We start from the raw sequence: 17872 nt of genomic DNA on the forward strand, positions 1-17872 counted from the left end.
CTGCACAACAGGCCCCCGCACACCCTGCCAGCAATGCGCCCCTGCTCGTGTGATGTGTCATTGCACCTTCCCCTCGTACCCAGGATTCAGGTCGTCTGCGGATGAAGGCGCCCTGGAACCCGCAGGCTGCCCGGCGGCACCGGCGCTGGCCTCGATGGTGACCGTCCCGGCGTCGCCGTCCACGCTCACGTTCTGTCCGCCCGCCAGCCGCTGGGTCGCCACGCCCGTTCCGAGGACCGCCGGAATGCCGTACTCGCGGGCCACGATGGAGCTGTGGCTCAGGGGACCGCCCACATCGGTCACTACAGCGGAGGCCATTGCGAACAATGGGGTCCAGGCGGGAGTGGTCATGCGGGCCACCAGCACTTCGCCGGGCTGCATCCGGCCGAAGTCCTCGGGACCGCGCAGGACGCGGGCGGGCGCCGTCACGCGGCCGGAGCTGGCGCCCGCACCCTGGATCACGTCGCCCGCCTGGTGCTGCGGCCCGGCCGGCATCATTGAGCCGAAGGCCTTTTCCATCCATGCCTTCTGCGGCAGCATCTGCGGGGCTTCGGCCTTCGCCTGGCCGCGCCACAGCATCCTGCGTTCCTCGACGGCGGCGGCACGGACCGGCCGGGATGCACCGGCCAGGGCCACATTGGCATCCGCTTCCGCCAGCCCAAACTCCACGGCACTCTGAAGTTCCTGGAAGCGCAGCCAGAACACATCGTCCGGGGAAGTGATGACACCCGACAGCACCAGCCGCCGTCCGAGCTCGAGCAGCATGCGCCGCAGCAGCGGCCAGGCGAGTCCGACGTCGGCCAGGGCGTCCTCGCGGACCGGAGCCGTCTCCTGCGCCCACTTCAGCACCCGGAGAAACAGTGCCCGGCGCCGCGGGCCCAGGCGTGATGCCATTTCCCGGGTCAGGTCCTCCCGTCGTTCGGTCAGCAGCCGCTGCCGCTCATGCGGGTCGGTGCCCTGCCCGCGAAGGTAGAACTTCACCGTTTCCAGCTGGGCGGAGGGGTTGTCGGCGGGCACCGGGGTGGCGAAGTCCAGGTTGTAGACGGCGTGGCCGTAGAGGGCCAGATGCTCCTGGAAGGTGAAGCACCATTCCTGCCACAGGACGTCATCCACCCCGGCCGGCGCGGAACCCGTGCGCTGGCACTCGGCGAGTTCCGGCGTCGGCCGCTCCAGCAACGCCTTCACCAGCGAGGGATCGCTGCGCGCCCAGCCTGCGAGGTCGTACAGCGACTTTTCAGCGCGGATGGGCTCACTGTCGAAGCCGAGGAGGAACTCCTGGGCGGGGGGATCGCCCTCCCGCCGGACGGCCTTGTAGCAGGCCCGGAAGGAGAGTTCGCTCATGTCGGCCATCGGGATGATGGACTGCACGGCGGTGTAGTACACGGTTCCGGCGTCCAGCAGGGCCTGCACGCCCGCAAGCAGCTCGTCTCCGGCAAGCTCTGTTGGCGGTTTCGCCGACCAGTCCTTGATGATGCGTTCGTAACGTGGATGCGAGTAGTCGCGCCAGCCGGCGATGCCCATGTGCGCCGTGCCTGTGAACAGCGCCCGCATCGCAGGCACCGTCCTGCCCGTCATCCGCAGCATGGGCCAGGTGCGGTAGTAGTAATAGGCGTAGCCGTTGACGGTAGGGAAGCGGACGTCGCCGTCGCGGAGGGAGCCGGGGCCCAGCGCCTGGTTCATCAGGGCGGACAGCGAGCGGGACACGGAGCCGTCGATGAGGTCGGTGAAGAGCGGGGAGAGCGGCTCCGGCATCTGCTCCACAATGCTCGCCCTGAAGTAGAGGCCCTTGGGATAGGGCACGGGCCATTCGGTGGGGACGTCGGCTGCGGGTTCGGGCAGCGCGGTGATGGGCCGGGACTGGAGCAGGAAGAACTTGCCGTCCGCCCTGGCCCACTCGATGTCCTGCGGCGCCCCGAAATGGTCAGAGATCCGCTGTCCGTAGGTGGCGAGCCGTGCTGCCGCCGCATCGTCTAGGACCGGCGCACGACGGCGCGCTTCCGCCACCTGTTCTTCCGCCGTTCCGTTCTCCGAGGGTACGGTCATGAGTTCCTTGTCGGCTGTCTGCCGTGTAAGGACTTTGCCCGTGTGGGTGTCCACAGTGAGATCGTCGGTGGTGACCTGCCCGCTGACCACGGCCTCGCCCAGGCCCCACGCGGCGCTGATCACCGTCTGGTCGCGCCGGCCGTTCGAGGGGTTGGCAGTGAACATCACGCCCGCTGCGTCGGCCTCAACCATCTGCTGGATCACGACGGCGAGGCGCACCTGGCCGGGCAGCACGCCTTCGCGGGCACGGTAGGCCATGGCGCGCGCCGTCCAGAGGGACGCCCAGCAGTTGATGACGGCTTTGGCCAGGGCGTCCAGGCCGCGGATGTTCAGGTAGCTCTCCTGCTGCCCGGCGAAGCTGGCGGAGGCGAGGTCCTCGGCGGTGGCGGAGGAGCGGACCGACACGGCGGTGTCCCCGCCGCCAAGGCGTTCATAGGCGGACTCGAGTTCGGCCTGGATGGCGGCAGGGATCGAGCCTTTGTGGAACAGGGTCCGGATCAGCGCGGACGCATGCTCATACTCCTGGGGCGACGCATCAGGCGGCAGCGAGGCCAACTCCTGGATGGCTGCTTCCAGGTTGTTCCCGGCCATGAAATCCGCGTACGCGGCGGTGGTGAGGACCACCCCCGGCGGGACCGGCAGTCCGGCCCGGATGAGGCCGCCGAGGCCCACGGCCTTGCCGCCGGCTCCCGCGATGTCACCGCGGCCAACGTCCCCCAAGTCCATGACGTAAGTCATGACGGTGCCCCCTCACTGCCCATCTCCGTCGGCCGTTTCCACAGCACTGCCGCCAGGACCGCAACCCACAGCAGGAACGCCCCGATGCTGATGCGCTCACCAATGCCCAATACGAGGTTCGGTCCCGGGGCTGCCATGAACGCGACCATACCCATGAGCGCTGACATTGCGAGCGAAACGATCGAGTAGGCGCGCATCCGGCCGTGGAACCCTGCTGCCACAAAACACATGGCTGCGACCATGAGGGCGAGTTGAACGTTGGTGGCAACGATGTGCATGGGGATGGATGAGTCGTCGCCAAGGCGCAGCGGGAAGAGTGCGCCCATGATGTTCCAGAGCCCGTACGCGGTGAGCAGCCCGGCGCCGATGCGCAAGGCCCGGCTGCCGCGGACGGAGGTCCAGACGCCAACCCCGAACGCGGTGAACAGCACCGTGTAAAACCAGGTGAAAGGGGCCACGACCTGGTAGCCGGGGGAGCCGACGGCGAACAGCTCGCTCACCATCTGTTCGGTGCGGCGGTAGCCGGCCCATTGGGAGGCCGCGATGCCGTCGGTGAACACCACGTAAAGCAGCGACGACAGTGGTCCGGCGGCGAGGAGTGTGATGCGCAGGGCGTCACTGCGGCGGCCTTCGAACGGCAGAGCCCGTCTGTGTCCGGGGAGACGTCCTCCTGCAACTGACATGGTGGGATGTCCTCAGAACCCGCGTTCCAGCAAGCGGTCCGGCGCCGAGCACGCGGGCGTTGACCCTGGCGCCTACCTGTTCCAGCCTGTGCCGGCCGCGTGGGCACCGGTAGGGCCGAACGGCCTTGGGCTGCGGCAGGCAGCTTTTTCCGAGAGTCGGGCCTCCGTTCCCAGTGCCCTTTTCCCTAGTCCTGTTAATGGGTGTCCCTGCATCTTGACTGCTGCTATTCGGGGGAATACGTTCCGCCTTATCGGCGTCCAACCCCCGCAGTCACGAAATGAGGCGCCGCATTGAACATGCCAGGAGGAAAGACCATGCCGAAGTATTTGTTTGAAGCAACGTACGTGGGCCAGGGCATCAAGGGGCTCATGCAGGAAGGTGGTACCGCGCGGCGCGACGCCCTGACCGAGGCCCTGAAATCGGTGGGTGGAACACTGGAAAGCTTCTACTACGCCTTTGGTTACTACGACGTCCTGGGCGTTTTCGAAGTGCCTGACGATGCGAGCGCCGCAGCGCTGTCGCTGCTGATCAATTCGTCGGGAAACGTCAACGTCCGGCTGAAGCCGCTCCTGACGGTCGAGGACATCGACGAGGCCGCCAAGAAGACCCCGTCCTACCGTGCCCCGGGACGGTAGGGGAGTAACGCGCCTGGCCAGCGGGCCGGCGTCGGACATTACGACGGCGGCCTGCCGGCTTTGGGCGGATAGCTCCGCAGAAACGGAGCCAGACCGCGTTGGTGCAATTACTCGACGGGAAAGGAGCGCCGTGATGGATCGGTACTTGATGCGTCCGCCGATGCTGGAGGGCATGTTGTCTTCCGAATTATGAGCCGCGGCGGCACCAGAATGTGCTGGGATTCTTGGCGGCCTTCGATTCTTGAGAGGAGAAGTTCGGCGGCCTGTCGGCCCATCTGCACACCCGACTGATCAACTGTGGTCAGGCCGATGGGCGGAAGTGACGCGGCCGGGACATTGTCGTACCCGACCAGTGAGATGTCCTTCGGAATATCGATTCCGGAGTCAAATAAGCTCGTGAAGGCTCCCAGGGCTGCCACGTCTGCACCTCCGTGCAGGGCCGTCGGACGTTTGCCACTCGGCCGCTTGGCCAGTGAACGCCCAGCTTCCAGGCCACTCTCATATCCCCACCTTCCCGGTACATGGTCAATCCATTCGTCAAGGCCGTGCTTTCTCATCGCGATGTCGTACCCCTCGAGGCGGACGGTTTGGGGCATTCCAGGCTCGCTGGACGGTTGGGTGTTGGCAAGCATCGAAATCCGCTGATGCCCCAACGCGACCAGGTGGTCCACGATCAGCGCGCTCCCGGCGATATCATCGCTGGCCACCGTGTCGAAATGCATGGCGGGTCCATGCCGTCCCAAAACCACGACCGGAATGGTGCGGCCCAGTTTCTCCAGTTCTTCGTTGGGCCCGAAAGGGGCGATCAGCAGCAGGCCGTCCATCCGGCGGTCCACCATGGCTTCGATGAGCTTTTGCTGTGCATCGAGCCCTTGGCGCGCCTGTCCGATAAGCACTTGGTATCCCAGTTCTTCAGCGACATCGCGCACACCTTCCACAAGGACGGAGAAGAAGGTATTGGAGAGGTCGACGAGGAAGACACCCAAGGTATAGCTGCTGCCGCGCATGCCCCGGGCCGAGGCCAGGGGACGGTAGTTGAGGAGAGCCATGGAGTCCTCCACCTTGGTCCGCATGGCGGGGCTAACCCCGTAGGCGTTGCGAAGGACTTTGGAGACGGCGGCCCGGGAGACGCCGGCGTGTTCGGCAACATCACTGATAGTGGCCCGTTTCAGCTGCTCCGTCATGGCGTTCCCTTCGGTTACGAGTCCTATGCGTAATTGTAGATTGATCTACAAAAAGTCTTGGCAAGAGCTGTGACATGACTTACAGTGGACAAACGTAGACCGATCTACACAAAATACACGGGCCTGTTCGACAGCGGCAGGTTCTCTTTTGAAACGTTCCACGGCCGTTGGGTCCGTGGCTTTACGAGGAGGTAAAGATGGCCGTAAGGAGCAAGCAGCACCGGGCCGCGTTGGCCGGGGGAGTAACAGTGCTGGGCCCTGACGGGTTGCAGCGGGGGCAACAGCGGTGGCGGCGGAAACGAAAAGACCATCACCTGGCTGGTGGACAACGCGGAAAACACTGTGACGGCGGCTGAAAAGGTCGCCGAAGAGTTCACCGCGGCGAACCCGGGCATCAAAGTCGACATCGAGACCCGTCCCCAGGGCGGCGACGGTGACAACATCGTGAAGACCCGCCTGTCCACCGGTGACATGGCCGACGTATTCAACTACAACACCGGATCACTGTTGCAGCAGATTAATCCGGAACAGAACCTGCAGCCCATCACCAATGAGTCGTACCTGGGCAACGTGGCGGATTCGTTCAAGCCCGTAGTGACTTCCGGCAGCGACGTTTACGGGGTGCCTTTCAGCACCGGCATGGCCGGAGCCGTCCTCTACAACAAAAAGGTCTACGAGAAGCTCGGACTGTCTGTGCCCAAGACCTGGGACGAGTTTATGGCGAACAGCCGGAAGATCAAGGACGCGGGCATCGCGCCGATAATCCAGTCCTACCAAACCACATGGACGTCCCAGCTCTTTGTCTTGGGCGACTTCGCCAACGTCATCACCGCTGACCCGAACTTTGCCTCTGACTACACCGCAAACAAGGCCAAGTACGCTACGAACCCGGCCGCGGTTAAGGGGTTCGAGCACCTGGAGCAGGCAGCGAAGGCCGGTCTGTTCAACGAGGACTTTGCATCCACCACCTACCAGCAGGCGCAGGACAAGCTGGTCGACGGTGAGGGTGCGCAGTACCCCATCCTTACCTTCGCCTTGAACAACATTAAGGTGACGCACCCGGACAAGCTGAACGATCTGGGGCTGTTCCCGCTCCCGGGGGACGACGCTGCCAAGAACAAGTTGACGGTCTGGATGCCGGGTGGCACGTACATTCCCAAGTCCACGAAGAACCTCGAGGAAGCCAAGAAATTCCAGGCCTTCATCGCCAGCAAGGCAGGGTGCGATGCGCAGACGGCGGCAGTGGGTGCGGCAGGACCGTACCTGGTGAAGGACTGCGAGCTGCCCTCTGACGTGCCGGACGCCGTCAAGGACATGCTTCCGTTCTTCGAAGACCCGGCCAAGAACAGCCCTGCGCTGGAATTCCTGTCCCCGGTCAAGGGCCCCGCCCTTGAACAGATCACCGTAGAAGTCGGTTCGGGTATCCGTTCCGGCAAGGACGGCGCCGCCCTCTATGACGAGGACGTCAAGAAGCAGGCCAAGCAGCTGAACCTGCCTGGCTGGAACTAACCTCCCAAACCCCACAAGCCGTCCGGGCCCCGTGGCCCGGACGGTCCTTGGAGAGATTTTCATGACACTGAACACCGCACCAACGCAGCCCGCAGTACGCCACCTGGCGCCCGCCGCGCCCGCCAAGCGCCGCAAGGGCAGCTCGCCCTACCCCTACTGGTTCTACCTGCCGGCCGCGGTTATTTACACCGCCTTGTTCCTGGTTCCCACATTTGCCTCGTTCTTCTTCAGCTTCACGCGCTGGAATCTCACGGACTTCACGTTTATCGGCCTGGACAACTTCGTCCAGTTCTTCCAAGAGCCGGCGTTGCTCAAAGGCCTCACCAACACCTTCATTTACGGGCTGGTCACCTCCGGCCTCAAAGTGGTCCTCGGCATGCTCCTTGCAGTACTGCTGACATCGCAGATCATTGCCCGGGGCTACCTTCGCTCGGTGATCTTCTTCCCTGTCCTGCTGAGCAGCATTGGGGTCGGCATCGTCTTCACGGTGCTGATGGATCCTCGCAACGGCATGATCAATGAGGCGCTCGCCGCCGTCGGAATCCAGGGACCGGCCTGGCTGACCGATCCGGCCTGGGCACTGCTCTCCGTCGCCCTGGTGGACGTCTGGAAAGGCGTCGGCCTCGCCACGGTCATCTACATCGCCGGCATCGTGTCCATTCCCCAGGAATACTTCGAAGCAGCCAAAATGGACGGCGCCAGCTCCATCAAGAGCTTTTTCAACATCACCCTGCCCCTTGCCCGCCCAGCCACTGCAACGGTGATCATCCTCTCCCTGATCGGCGGACTGCGCTCCTTTGACCTGATTTGGGCCATGACCAAGGGCGGCCCCGGATTCACGTCGGACGTCATCGCGTCGGTCATCTACAAGCAATACCAGGCAGGTTTCTACGGCCTCTCCACAGCCGGGAACGTTGTCTTGTTCCTGATCGTGACGGCCATCATCCTTCCCCTGTCCATGTTCCTGAACCGCAAGGAGGTGGAACAGTGATCACCGCCGTCAGAAGGTACGCCGTTGGCATCCTGGCCATCGCAGTCACCGTCGTCGTCTTCATCATCCCCCTGCTCTTCATGGTCCTGCAGGCGGTAAAGGACCGTAAGGAAGCAGCGAAGCTCGAATTCACCTGGCCCACCAACTTCCAGTTCGTGGAGAACTTCACCCAGGTACTTTCTGCCCGGAAGTTCATGCTGGTGACAGCCTTCATCAACAGCACCATCCTCACCGTGGCGAGCGTGGCCATCCTGGTGGTCCTGGCGGCCATGGTCGCCTGGGTGCTGCAGCGCCGGAAATCCCGCTGGAACGGCGTAGCAAACTTCCTGATCCTCTCCGGACTGATCATCCCGCCGGCGATTGTTCCCACCATCTGGGTCCTTCAAGGCATCGGTTTGTTCAAGACCCTGCCAGGCCTGATCCTCATTGAGGTCGCCTTCGGCCTGTCCTTCTGCGTCATGCTCTTCAGGGCCTTCATCGCCTCCATCCCGCAGGAACTCGACGAAGCAGCCGTGATCGACGGATGCGGGCCCGTCCGGCTGTTCTTCCGGGTCATCTTTCCGCTGCTGCGCTCAGTCATCGTCACCGTCATCGTGGTGCAATCCGTGGCCATCTTCAACGACTTCCAACACCCGCTCTACTTCCTTCCGGGCGACGCGAACGCCACCGTGCAGTTGACGCTGTTCAACTTCCAGAGCCAATTCACCACGAACTACAACCTGCTCTTCATGAACATCCTGCTCATCACCATCCCGCCGTTCGTCATGTACCTGTTCTTCAACCGCCAGATCGTCGCAGGCATGACGGCCGGCGCCGTCAAGGGCTAAACGACCACAAACTGTCCAGGCCGAAGCCGGCCAAACACACCAAGGAGATTTCCCATGCCCGCCATCGTGCACCCGGCAACGTTTGAACACCTGCCCGCCACCCCTGGTGCCGGCACGCTCGGCATCGGCCTGGCAGCCCCGCGCATCTCGTGGAAGACCACGGCGGAGCCAGGCTGGAGCCAGGCCGCGTACCAGCTCGCCGTGACCACCAACGGCCGGACGTGGACCAGCGAGCGGATCGAGTCCACGGAGTCGGTCCTCGTGCCGTGGGAAGGGACTCCGCTGGATTCCGCGCAATGCGCCGAAGTAAGTGTCCGCGTCTGGGGGAGCGGGGACGAGGCGGCCAGCGCATGGAGCCGGCCATCCGCCGTCGAAACCGGTCTCCTGCGGCCTGCTGACTGGACCGCCACTGCCATCACGCCGGGTTGGGACGAAGATCCCGCAGCAGACCGGCGGCCGCCGCTGCTGCGGCGGGCGTTCACGCTTGACCGGCCGGTGTCATCCGCACGGCTGTACGTGACGGCCCACGGCCTCTACGAAATGGAGATCAACGGAACGCGGGTCGGCGATGACGCGTTGTCGCCGGGCTGGACGGTGTACGGTGAGCGGCTGCGCTACTACACCTACGATGTCACCGCCCACCTGACCGCCGGCGACAACGCCATGGGAGCGCTGCTTGCCGACGGCTGGTACCGGGGCAGGATCGGCTTCCGGGGCGGCCACGCGAACCTCTACGGAGACAAAGTCGCGCTGCTGGCCCAACTCCATGTCACCCACGACGACGGCTCCGTTACGGTGATCGGAACGGACGAGACCTGGAAGGCATCCTTCGGGCCCATCCTGCTGACGAGTCTGTACAAAGGCGAGACGTACGACGCACGGCAGCTGCCCAGCGGCTGGAGCACCGCGGCCTTCGACGGCTCCGGCTGGAAGCCTGTCGCAGGGGTCGAGCGCGATCCCCGGACACTGGTGGCTCCGGAAGGTCCGCCCGTCCGCTGCACCGGTGAGATACGCCCTGTCAGTGTGTGGACCTCCCCCTCGGGCAAAACTTTGATCGACTTCGGCCAGAACCTCGTCGGACGCCTGCGCATCACCGTCAGCGGTGATGCCGGTGCCACCGTTACGCTCCGCCACGCTGAGGTTCTGCAGGACGGCGAACTGTGCACGCGGCCCCTCCGGGAGGCCGACGCCACGGACCGGTACACCCTCTCCGGCGCCGGCCAGGAAACCTGGGAACCCCGGTTCACCATCCACGGCTTCCGGTATGCAGAGGTCACGGGCTGGACCGGCGGCGACATTGCGGCAGATGTGGTCGCCCGGGTCTACCACACCGACATGGAGCGCACGGGATGGTTCGAATGCTCGAATCCGGACCTCAACCGCCTTCACGACAATGTGCTGTGGAGCATGAAGGGCAATTTCGTGGACATCCCCACGGACTGCCCGCAGCGCGATGAGCGGCTGGGATGGACCGGGGACATCCAGGTCTTCGCCCCGACGGCCAGCTTCCTCTATGACTGTTCCGGCATGCTGTCCTCCTGGCTGAGGGATGTGGCGGCCGAACAGCTTCCGGACGGCACCGTGCCTTGGTATGTACCTGTTATCCCCGGTGGCAACTACTGGACTCCCATCCGTCCGGGAGCGGTGTGGGGCGACGTTGCAGTGCTGACCCCGTGGATCCTTTATGAGCGCTTCAACGATCTCGGGATCCTCGCGGCGCAGTATGAGAGCGCAAAGGGCTGGGTTGACCTGCTGGACCGGCTCTCCGGTGACAGCCACCTCTGGAACGGCAGCTTCCAGCTCGGCGACTGGCTCGATCCGACCGCCCCGCCCGAGGACCCGACCCAGGCAATGACGGACGCGCACCTGGTGGCCACGGCATATTTCGCGTGGTCGGCACGGAACCTCGCCAAGGCAGCTGCCGTGCTGGGCAAGTCCGCCGACGAACTGCGCTACCTCACGTTGTCGCGGGCTGTGGCGGATGCCTTTGCACGCGAGTACATCCACCCTGACGGGATCATGACCAGCGACGCCCAGACCGCGTACGCCCTCGCCATCGTCTTCGACCTGTTTCCGGATGCCGGCTCGAAAGCCCGCGCGGGCAGTCGGCTTGCCGAACTTGTGCGCGGGAACGGCAACCGCATCGGCACCGGGTTTGCGGGCACGCCGGTGGTCTCCGACGCGCTTACGCTGTCAGGTGAGATTGACACCGCCTACGATCTCCTGCTCGAAAAGGAGTGCCCGTCCTGGCTGTACGCCGTAGGCCAGGGAGGCACCACCATCTGGGAGCGCTGGGATTCCATGCTTCCGGACGGATCCGTCAACCCAGGCGAAATGACGTCCTTCAACCATTACGCCCTGGGCGCGGTGGCTGACTGGATGCACCGTGTGGTTGCCGGTTTGGCCCCCCTCGAGCCTGGCTACCGCAGGATCCTCATCAAGCCGCAGCCTGGCGGTGGCCTCAGCTGGGCCTCGGCCAGGCACGAAACGCCGTACGGTACGGCCGCCGTGCAGTGGCGGATCGACGACGGCGACCTGTCCGTCGTCGTCGAAATTCCCACCGGCACCAGCGCCTCAGTTGTGCTCCCCGGGCAGGAGCCGGTGGAAGTCGGCTCAGGACGCCACAGTTTCGGGGCTGCAGACGTCCTTTCAAACGTCGGCGGTCAAACACCTGCCTGACCGATTAGGAGATATCGCTGCGGGCAAACGCAGGCCGGTTCGACCAGACCACTGCAGTGGCAGCACCTTGGCCAGCGGGCCGCCGTCGGAAATTACGACGGCGGCCCGCCGGCTTTGGGCGGATTACTGCGGACACTGCCTGGCGGCCAGAAGGGCGAGGTCGTAGATCAGTTGCTGGACTTCGCGCTCGCGGCCGCTGACCCTGGGGACCGGTGCTTGGGAGGCTGCGGGTCCGTTCCGGGGAGGAGCGGGAACGGGCCGATGGACCGCGGGCGGCTCACTTGGGCTCGGGCGCTCCACAGCGCTGGCCCTATCAGCGATATTGCCTTCAGATGCGTCCGTGATGAGCAAGATGTTCCCCCTGGTCGAGCCTGTGAACACCATAGGAAGCGGCATCGGCATTCGGAAGGGCTTTTGTCCATTGAGGGGATTTATTGTCCCAATCTTGAGGGGAAACTGATCCTGGGCCTCACCACGCCACAGTTCCGGCGGCCCCGTCCACGGTGATGCTCTGGCCATCGCGCAGACGCACGGTGGCCTCCGCAACACCCACTACGGCGGGGATGCCGTACTCGCGGGCCACCACTGCGCCGTGCGAAATGACCCCGCCCATCTCCATCACCAGGGCACCTGCCGTCATGAACAGCGGAGTCCAGCCGGGATCGGTGGAAGGGGCCACCAGGATTTCCCCCGGCTCAATATGGGCGCCCACAGGATCCAGGACCACCCTGACTTTTCCAGTGGCGGTGCCTGCGGAGGCAGGAGTTCCGGTGAGGCGGTCCGCAGCGGCGCGGCCGGGCTGCGCGGCGGAGGCTGCCATCATGGCAGCCTCGACGTCCGTGCCGTCGGAGAGCAAAAGGCGGGGAATGCGCCGGCGCCGCAGTTCGACGTCGTACGTCCGGCGGCGGCCGGCCACCACATCCTTCAGGTCAGCGCCGCGAAGGGCCACGCGGAGTTCATCGAAGTCCAGGAAGAAGACGTCCCCGGGCGCCGCAATGGACCCTGTCCTGGCCAGTGCGTCCCCGACGGCGGTGAGCTGCCGGTGCATCTCGGCGAGGACCAGCACGATGTAGAACTTGGGCAGTTCCCGCAGCCCGGAGAGCTGGCGTGCCCGGCGCAGGCACAGGGCTACGAACCGTCCCCGGAGCCGGCTCCTGGCCGCCGCCCGTTCCACGAGTTCGCTGACCCGGGCGTCGGCGTGGCTGGCGGCACGGGCAAACTGGCGGTCAGGGGCCTGCTCCGGATCCTCGACGCGGAGATAGTTGGAGATGATCCCGAGCAGGTGGTCCGGTTCCTCGGCCCACCGCGGCATGCCCAGGTCAATTTCTGCCACGGCACGGTGGCCGTACTTGGCAAGGAATGCCTGCAGTTCGGCCTGGGCGGCGCGGGGCAGGGTGCCTGCCTTGTAGCGGGCCGCCAGCTGGTCCGGCCGCAGCTCCGCGAACACCGTGCGGGAGTCCTGGTCCCGGCCAAGGGAGACTGCCAGGTCCCACAGTTCCAGGTCCATTTCGGTGGTCACGTTGTGGGGAAGCCCCCGCAGGACCGCTTCCAGCTCGCGCGGCCTGGCAATCCCGCGCAGCAGCCGGCGCGCGGCGGCCAGCATCAGGTATCCGGCAGAGGGGCCCGGCAAGGTGTACTGGATGATCCCGTTGACCGTGCCCGCCAGGATGTCCTCCGCGTGCTGCAGCCGCTGCGCCGGAGTGGCGGGCAGGGGGAGTTGAAGCTGGGCTTCCAGCCGGTCCTGGTAGCGTCGTGCCCTGCGCAGTTCGGCGTCCGGCCTCAGGACCGCCCTGGCCATGGCCGGGAGGAGGCCCGCGATCAGGGCGAGGCTTCGGCTTGCTTCGGTGCCCTGTGCCTTTGCCCCGGCGGAAGGCTGCCGGCGCTTCCGGCCCGGTATACGGAGAGCTGTCAGGCGGGCGGGGCGGACAATGCTGAACCGGGGATCGTCCAGCAGCGCTGGAAGGACCGCGGCGGACCTCCCGTCCGCCAGGGGCAGCATCTTCACCAGCCATCTGCGGCCGGATTTGTTGCGGACCACGGCCGTCAGGTCGACGTACATGCGCAGTCCCGGGTTCACGTACTTCCACGGTCCCTTGCTGTTCCTCATCAGGCCCAGCACGGACAAGCCCATGGGCGTGATGGGGCGGGTCAGTCCCTGCAGCAGGGTGCCGCAGAGATAGACACGGGTTGCTTTGCGGTCTCCGCTGGACGGTTCGTCCTCCGGGAGCGGATACAGCGTGGTGATGGGCCGCGACTGGGTCAGCCACGCCGTGCCGCCGGGGTCGATCACCCATTCCACATCCTGGGGCCCACCCAACAGCCGCTGGGCAGCGTCACCCAGTGAGGTCAGTTCCCGAAGCTGTGCGTCCGTCAGGCCGGACGCACGGTCCTGCGGCGCCTGGAGGACCGTGCCCCGCGCGGTCTCCACCCGGAAATGGTCGGGATTCACCGAGCCGGACACCACCGCCTGGCCCGGCCCCTGGCTGGCATCGATGACGGTTTCCGTCCGCGTGCCGGTCACCGGGTTGGCGGTAAAGAGCACGCCCGCCGCAGCGGCGTCCACCATGCGTTGAACGACGACGGCGAGACCCACCTCCCGCTGGCTGATCCCGTTGGTTGCGCGGTAGGCCACGGCGCGGTCGGTCCAGAGCGAGGCCCAGCAGCGCCGGACGGCCTGGACGACGGCGTCGGCGCCGGCCACGTCCATGAAGGAGTCCTGCTGCCCGGCGAAGCTGGCAAAGGGCAGGTCTTCGGCAGTGGCGGACGAGCGCACCGCCACCGGCCCGCCTCCCATGGCAGCGTACGCGTCACGGATGGCGGTCTCGACGGCCGCCGGTACCGGCGCTGCCGCCATGGCCTCCCGGGCTTGGCGCGCGAGCTGGTTCCGGTCGTCGTCCGTAAGGCCGCGCCCGCCGTCGTACTCGGCCTTCGTGTCGGGTGCGGCGGCCCCGTCCAGGCGGGCAGCGATGGCGTCTACTTCCTTGGGGGCGGCCTCCCGGTACGCGGCGGTGGTCAGGCAAAAGCCGGGCGGAACCGGAAAGCCTGCCGCGGCAAGCCGGCCGAGGTTGATCGCCTTCCCGCCTACGGTCCCCAGCGACGCTGACGTCACGTCGCCGAGGGCAACAACCAGTCCCGTACCGTCGGCGTCCCGGTCCGGAGCGGGAGTCAGGGAAGCCATGTCCTGCTGCTAGGCGTTGTTTGCCCCTTCTCCTGTGTCCTCCCACATGACATCCAGGTTGTGGAAGATCACGGGTCCGTCGCACAGTTCCGCCATCCGCGCAGCGAACTCCGACGTTTCCGGCCGGCCGGAGTTCTCAATGGCCGAGTCGAAGGAATCGAAGTCCACGATGGTGAAGTAGTGCCCCGGGTGGTCCCGGTCCGCGGTGGCCACAATGTGGCGGAAGGTGGCCGGCGTGCTTCCCTCGATGCTGGAGGGCCGGCCCAGCTCTTCGATCTCCTTGATGCGGGAGGACGTGAATTCGATGATCTGCACAAACCCGGCCATGATGGCTCCTCGACGGCGGTGGACGCTGATGCGGATCACGTTAAACCCAGCGGCGGCCTGCGCACAGGGGAGAAAGTACCCTACTTTGGCAGCAGCGCCGTGCCCGTTGCGCGGTCCGGCCGCGGGGTCCACTATTAAGGCGCGGGACGGCTGGGGCCTCATGAAAGTGCTCACCGCCTGAGGAACAAGGATTCGTCATGACCAGTGATTCCCTACTCCCGACCCGACGTACGCTCCTCAAGACAGCCGGGATCGGCGCCGCCGGAATGCCTCTCCTGGCCGCCGGCAGAGCACCGCAACCGGCGTTCGCGGCGGTGCCGACGGCGCTGCTCCCTGCTCCGCCCGGCCAGGTTCCGCCGCTGCTGGACCGCGCCAAGGTGGACCGCGCGCTGGCACGGCTGGACGAGTTCGCCGGGTACGCCATGGCCCAGACCGGGCTTCCGGGGCTGGCCGTCGCCGTGGTGTACCAGGACGAGGTGCTGTACTCCAAGGGCTTCGGCGTCCGGGAAGCGGGCAAGCCCGGGAAGATCACGCCGGACACCGTGTTCCAGGTAGCGTCCGTGTCCAAGCCCCTGGCCTCCACCGTCATTGCGGGCGTGGTGGGCCGGGAGGTCATCGCCTGGACGGACCCTGTCATCAAGTTCAATAAAGACTTCGCACTCAACGACGATTACGTCACCCGGAACGCCACGTTCGCCGACCTGCTGTCCCACCGCAGCGGACTCCAGACCGGCGCAGGTGACCTGCTCGAGGATCTCGGCTTCGACCGGGACTACATCCTGTCCCACCTCCACCAGCAGCCCCTGGATGCGTTCCGGTCCAGCTACCACTACAGCAATTTTGGATTCACCGAGGGCGGCCAGGCGGCGGCCGACGCCATGGGCACCGCCTGGGAAGATCTGGCCGGCACCATCCTGTTCAGCCCGCTGGGTATGACGTCCTCCAGCTACAGGCTCACGGATTACGAAAAGGCTGCCGACAAGGCCGTCCTCCACGTGCCGCTTGGGGACAGGGTTTGGGCGGCAAAGTACCGCCGCGACCCCGACGCCGAGGCACCGGCCGGCGGCGCCAGCTCGTCCGTGCGGGACCTGGCCCAGTGGCTTCGGCTGCAGCTGGGCAACGGCACCTACGACGGCAGGCCGGTGATCGATGCCACAGCCCTCCAGACCACCCCTATTCCGCACTCGGTCTCCGGGCCGGCGTTGGCGCCCGCGGCCCGGTCGCGTTTTTACGGGCTGGGCTGGAACGTCTCCTACGACGATGAGGGCCGGGTCCAGCTGGGGCACTCCGGTGCCTTTAACCTTGGTGCGGCCACCGCCGTGTCCATGCTGCCCGGCGAACAGTTGGCCATTGTGGCCCTGACGAATGGCCGGCCGCAGGGGATTCCGGAAGCCATCAATGCGGACTTCATGGACACTGCCCAGCACGGCTCTCCCACGGTCGACTGGCTGGCCTTCACCGCGGCCATCTTCAGGCAGCAGGACGAGGCGGACAAACCCGAGGTCGATTACACGAAGGTCCCATCCAACCCGGCTCCCTCCCGGCCGGGCGCGAGCTACACGGGCACATATGACAACCCCTACTACGGCCCGCTACTGGTCTTTGAAAGGGACGGCCAGCTGGGCATGAGGGTGGGGCCGGACAACAAGCCGACGACGTTCGCCCTCACCCACTTTGACGGCGATACCTTCAGCTTCGAGACCATCGGCGAGAACGGCAACGGCCTGGCAGGGGCGATCTTCACGGCACGAGGCCGCGGCTCCTCGCAGCAGGTCACCCTGGACTTCTATGACAGGACCGGATTGGGAACGTTCACCAGGCGCCGGGGTTAGGCGGCGCTGCCGCTCCTTTGCCGCACTCGGAATTCGTTGAGCTCGGCCCCGCCGTCTTCGCTCCCCTTGCAGACGTCAAGGACTGGGAGCTTGAGGACGGGTAGGCCAGGGGAGCGTCGACTTTAGACGGCATCGATGGCGTCGAGCCACTCCAGGAACGTCTGGCGTCCGACGGCGGAACCCGGCGCCGGGATCAGGGAGCCGTTGCGCATTGCCTTGCCCATGGGGCCGGGAAGGGGCAGCGGAACGATCCGTTTCTTCTGCTGCGTCCTGGCTAGATAGGCCGCGACCAGACCTTTCAGCTGTTCGGTCCGCGGGCCGCCGAGGTCAGGAATTCGGCCCCTCGGTCCGGCCTCGGCCGCGTCCACCAGGGCCGCAGCCACCTCCTTGGCCGCCACCGGCTGGGTGGACATGGCGGGCACGAAGACCAGAGGGCCCACCGAGGCGGCCTTGATGGACATGGGCACGAACTCGTGGAACTGGGTGGACCGGAGGAGGGTCCAAGGAACGCCGCCGTGCCTGACTTCGTCCTCCTGCACCAGCTTCCCGGCGTACAGTCCTGAGTTGGCTTTATCGATGCCCACAATGGACAGCGCCACGTGGTGCTTGACACCGGCTCTCTTCTCGGCCGCCAGCAGGTTCTGGGTGGCGTTGGTGAAGAAATCCACGGCCTTCTTGGTGGACGTAGTCTGGATGCCGGCGACGTCGATGACGGTTTCGACATTCTCCAGTGCCTGATCGAGCCCGCGCCCGTCGACCAGGTCCACCCCCTCCGCGCGGCTTAGGCTGACCACGTCGTGACCCCGTTCCCTGGCGATGGCCACAACGTGGCGGCCCACAGTACCGGTTCCACCTGCAACGGCAATCCTCATGGAAGAAATCCTAAGCCGGTCCTAAGACAAAAGCCGGTGGGCTGCTTTGCCCTCGTCATGCGGCAGCCGCAAATCAACCGGTGCTCATCGACTCAATCACGCGCTGTATACGCTTCGGGTCCGCTTTGGCGCGAAGGGCGCGCCCGGTCTGGGCGCGCCCTTCAGTGTGGCTGTGGGACATCGTCCCAGGCTGCGTGGGAGTTGCTTTAGAGGTGGCGTCGTGTACGTGCTGCCTCTGAAGCCATAGTCATGGCTAGTCTTGCACTTCTGCGTCCTAGCCACCACCGGGCAAGTACTCCGCTGGTACGACAAATGAATCTCAACAAAGCTCGAGGGCCTGAGCCCGGCGCAATACCGTGCTCAGGCCCTGGCG

At 65.6% G+C, this 17872-nt stretch carries 12 protein-coding genes; 6 read left to right on the top strand and 6 right to left on the bottom strand.

Annotated elements, in window-relative coordinates:
* Nucleotides 1-57: 57 nt before the first annotated feature.
* Both ACR65J_RS00220 and ACR65J_RS00225 read right to left on the bottom strand, forming a co-directional pair.
* Nucleotides 58-2781, bottom strand: a complete 2724-nt coding sequence (locus ACR65J_RS00220) for a PEP/pyruvate-binding domain-containing protein (RefSeq protein WP_440165004.1) — start codon at nt 2779-2781, stop codon at nt 58-60.
* Nucleotides 2778-3464: a DUF998 domain-containing protein gene (locus ACR65J_RS00225; protein ID WP_440165006.1), complete on the bottom strand. Its 687-nt coding sequence runs from the start codon at nt 3462-3464 to the stop codon at nt 2778-2780. Before ACR65J_RS00225 ends, ACR65J_RS00220 begins: the two co-directional genes overlap by 4 nt.
* Before the next feature lie 315 nt (nt 3465-3779).
* Between ACR65J_RS00225 and ACR65J_RS00230 the strand changes: the two genes are divergently transcribed.
* Nucleotides 3780-4100 carry a GYD domain-containing protein gene (locus ACR65J_RS00230; protein ID WP_440165008.1) on the top strand — a complete coding sequence of 107 codons (321 nt, stop codon included), beginning with the start codon at nt 3780-3782 and terminating at the stop codon, nt 4098-4100.
* Between the two features lie 107 nt (nt 4101-4207).
* Here ACR65J_RS00230 and ACR65J_RS00235 read toward each other — a convergent pair whose 3' ends face one another.
* On the bottom strand, nt 4208-5284 hold the full coding sequence (locus ACR65J_RS00235) for a LacI family DNA-binding transcriptional regulator (RefSeq protein ID WP_440165010.1): 1077 nt from the start codon (nt 5282-5284) through the stop codon (nt 4208-4210).
* Between the two features lie 321 nt (nt 5285-5605).
* On the opposite strand from ACR65J_RS00235, the gene ACR65J_RS00240 reads away from it, so the two are divergent.
* The 4 genes from ACR65J_RS00240 (at nt 5606) to ACR65J_RS00255 (ending at nt 11290) form a co-directional block, all read left to right on the top strand.
* Complete coding sequence (locus ACR65J_RS00240) at nt 5606-6793, top strand: ABC transporter substrate-binding protein (protein ID WP_440165012.1); 1188 nt, start codon at nt 5606-5608, stop codon at nt 6791-6793.
* Nucleotides 6794-6854: 61 nt separating this feature from the next.
* Nucleotides 6855-7784 (top strand): carbohydrate ABC transporter permease, encoded by a 930-nt coding sequence (locus tag ACR65J_RS00245; protein ID WP_440165013.1) that lies wholly within the window; start codon nt 6855-6857, stop codon nt 7782-7784.
* The gene (locus ACR65J_RS00250; protein ID WP_440165014.1) at nt 7781-8611 is read left to right on the top strand and encodes a carbohydrate ABC transporter permease; all 831 of its coding nucleotides are present in this window, start codon (nt 7781-7783) and stop codon (nt 8609-8611) included. Before ACR65J_RS00245 ends, ACR65J_RS00250 begins: the two co-directional genes overlap by 4 nt.
* Nucleotides 8612-8665: 54 nt before the next feature.
* On the top strand, nt 8666-11290 hold the full coding sequence (locus tag ACR65J_RS00255) for a family 78 glycoside hydrolase catalytic domain (protein ID WP_440165016.1): 2625 nt from the start codon (nt 8666-8668) through the stop codon (nt 11288-11290).
* A gap of 469 nt (nt 11291-11759) precedes the next feature.
* On the opposite strand, the gene ACR65J_RS00260 is transcribed toward ACR65J_RS00255, so the two are convergent.
* On the bottom strand, nt 11760-14468 hold the full coding sequence (locus tag ACR65J_RS00260) for a PEP/pyruvate-binding domain-containing protein (protein ID WP_440165018.1): 2709 nt from the start codon (nt 14466-14468) through the stop codon (nt 11760-11762).
* A 9-nt stretch (nt 14469-14477) separates the two neighbouring features.
* Complete coding sequence (locus ACR65J_RS00265; RefSeq protein WP_440165020.1) at nt 14478-14795, bottom strand: hypothetical protein; 318 nt, start codon at nt 14793-14795, stop codon at nt 14478-14480.
* Between the two features lie 197 nt (nt 14796-14992).
* Between ACR65J_RS00265 and ACR65J_RS00270 the strand changes: the two genes are divergently transcribed.
* Nucleotides 14993-16627: a serine hydrolase gene (locus tag ACR65J_RS00270; RefSeq protein ID WP_440165022.1), complete on the top strand. Its 1635-nt coding sequence runs from the start codon at nt 14993-14995 to the stop codon at nt 16625-16627.
* A 122-nt stretch (nt 16628-16749) separates the two neighbouring features.
* Here the strand turns inward: ACR65J_RS00270 and ACR65J_RS00275 are convergent, their stop codons facing one another.
* Nucleotides 16750-17499, bottom strand: a complete 750-nt coding sequence (locus tag ACR65J_RS00275) for an SDR family oxidoreductase (protein WP_440165024.1) — start codon at nt 17497-17499, stop codon at nt 16750-16752.
* Nucleotides 17500-17872: the final 373 nt, after the last annotated feature.

The organism is Arthrobacter sp. SAFR-044 (assembly GCF_059414985.1).

Coding starts and splice junctions, on each gene's coding strand:
- ACR65J_RS00220 (WP_440165004.1), bottom strand. CDS start 2,781: ATGACTTACGTCATGGACTTGGGGGACGTTGGCCGCGGTGACATCGCG.
- ACR65J_RS00225 (WP_440165006.1), bottom strand. CDS start 3,464: ATGTCAGTTGCAGGAGGACGTCTCCCCGGACACAGACGGGCTCTGCCG.
- ACR65J_RS00230 (WP_440165008.1), top strand. CDS start 3,780: ATGCCGAAGTATTTGTTTGAAGCAACGTACGTGGGCCAGGGCATCAAG.
- ACR65J_RS00235 (WP_440165010.1), bottom strand. CDS start 5,284: ATGACGGAGCAGCTGAAACGGGCCACTATCAGTGATGTTGCCGAACAC.
- ACR65J_RS00245 (WP_440165013.1), top strand. CDS start 6,855: ATGACACTGAACACCGCACCAACGCAGCCCGCAGTACGCCACCTGGCG.
- ACR65J_RS00255 (WP_440165016.1), top strand. CDS start 8,666: ATGCCCGCCATCGTGCACCCGGCAACGTTTGAACACCTGCCCGCCACC.
- ACR65J_RS00260 (WP_440165018.1), bottom strand. CDS start 14,468: ATGGCTTCCCTGACTCCCGCTCCGGACCGGGACGCCGACGGTACGGGA.
- ACR65J_RS00265 (WP_440165020.1), bottom strand. CDS start 14,795: ATGGCCGGGTTTGTGCAGATCATCGAATTCACGTCCTCCCGCATCAAG.
- ACR65J_RS00270 (WP_440165022.1), top strand. CDS start 14,993: ATGACCAGTGATTCCCTACTCCCGACCCGACGTACGCTCCTCAAGACA.
- ACR65J_RS00275 (WP_440165024.1), bottom strand. CDS start 17,499: ATGAGGATTGCCGTTGCAGGTGGAACCGGTACTGTGGGCCGCCACGTT.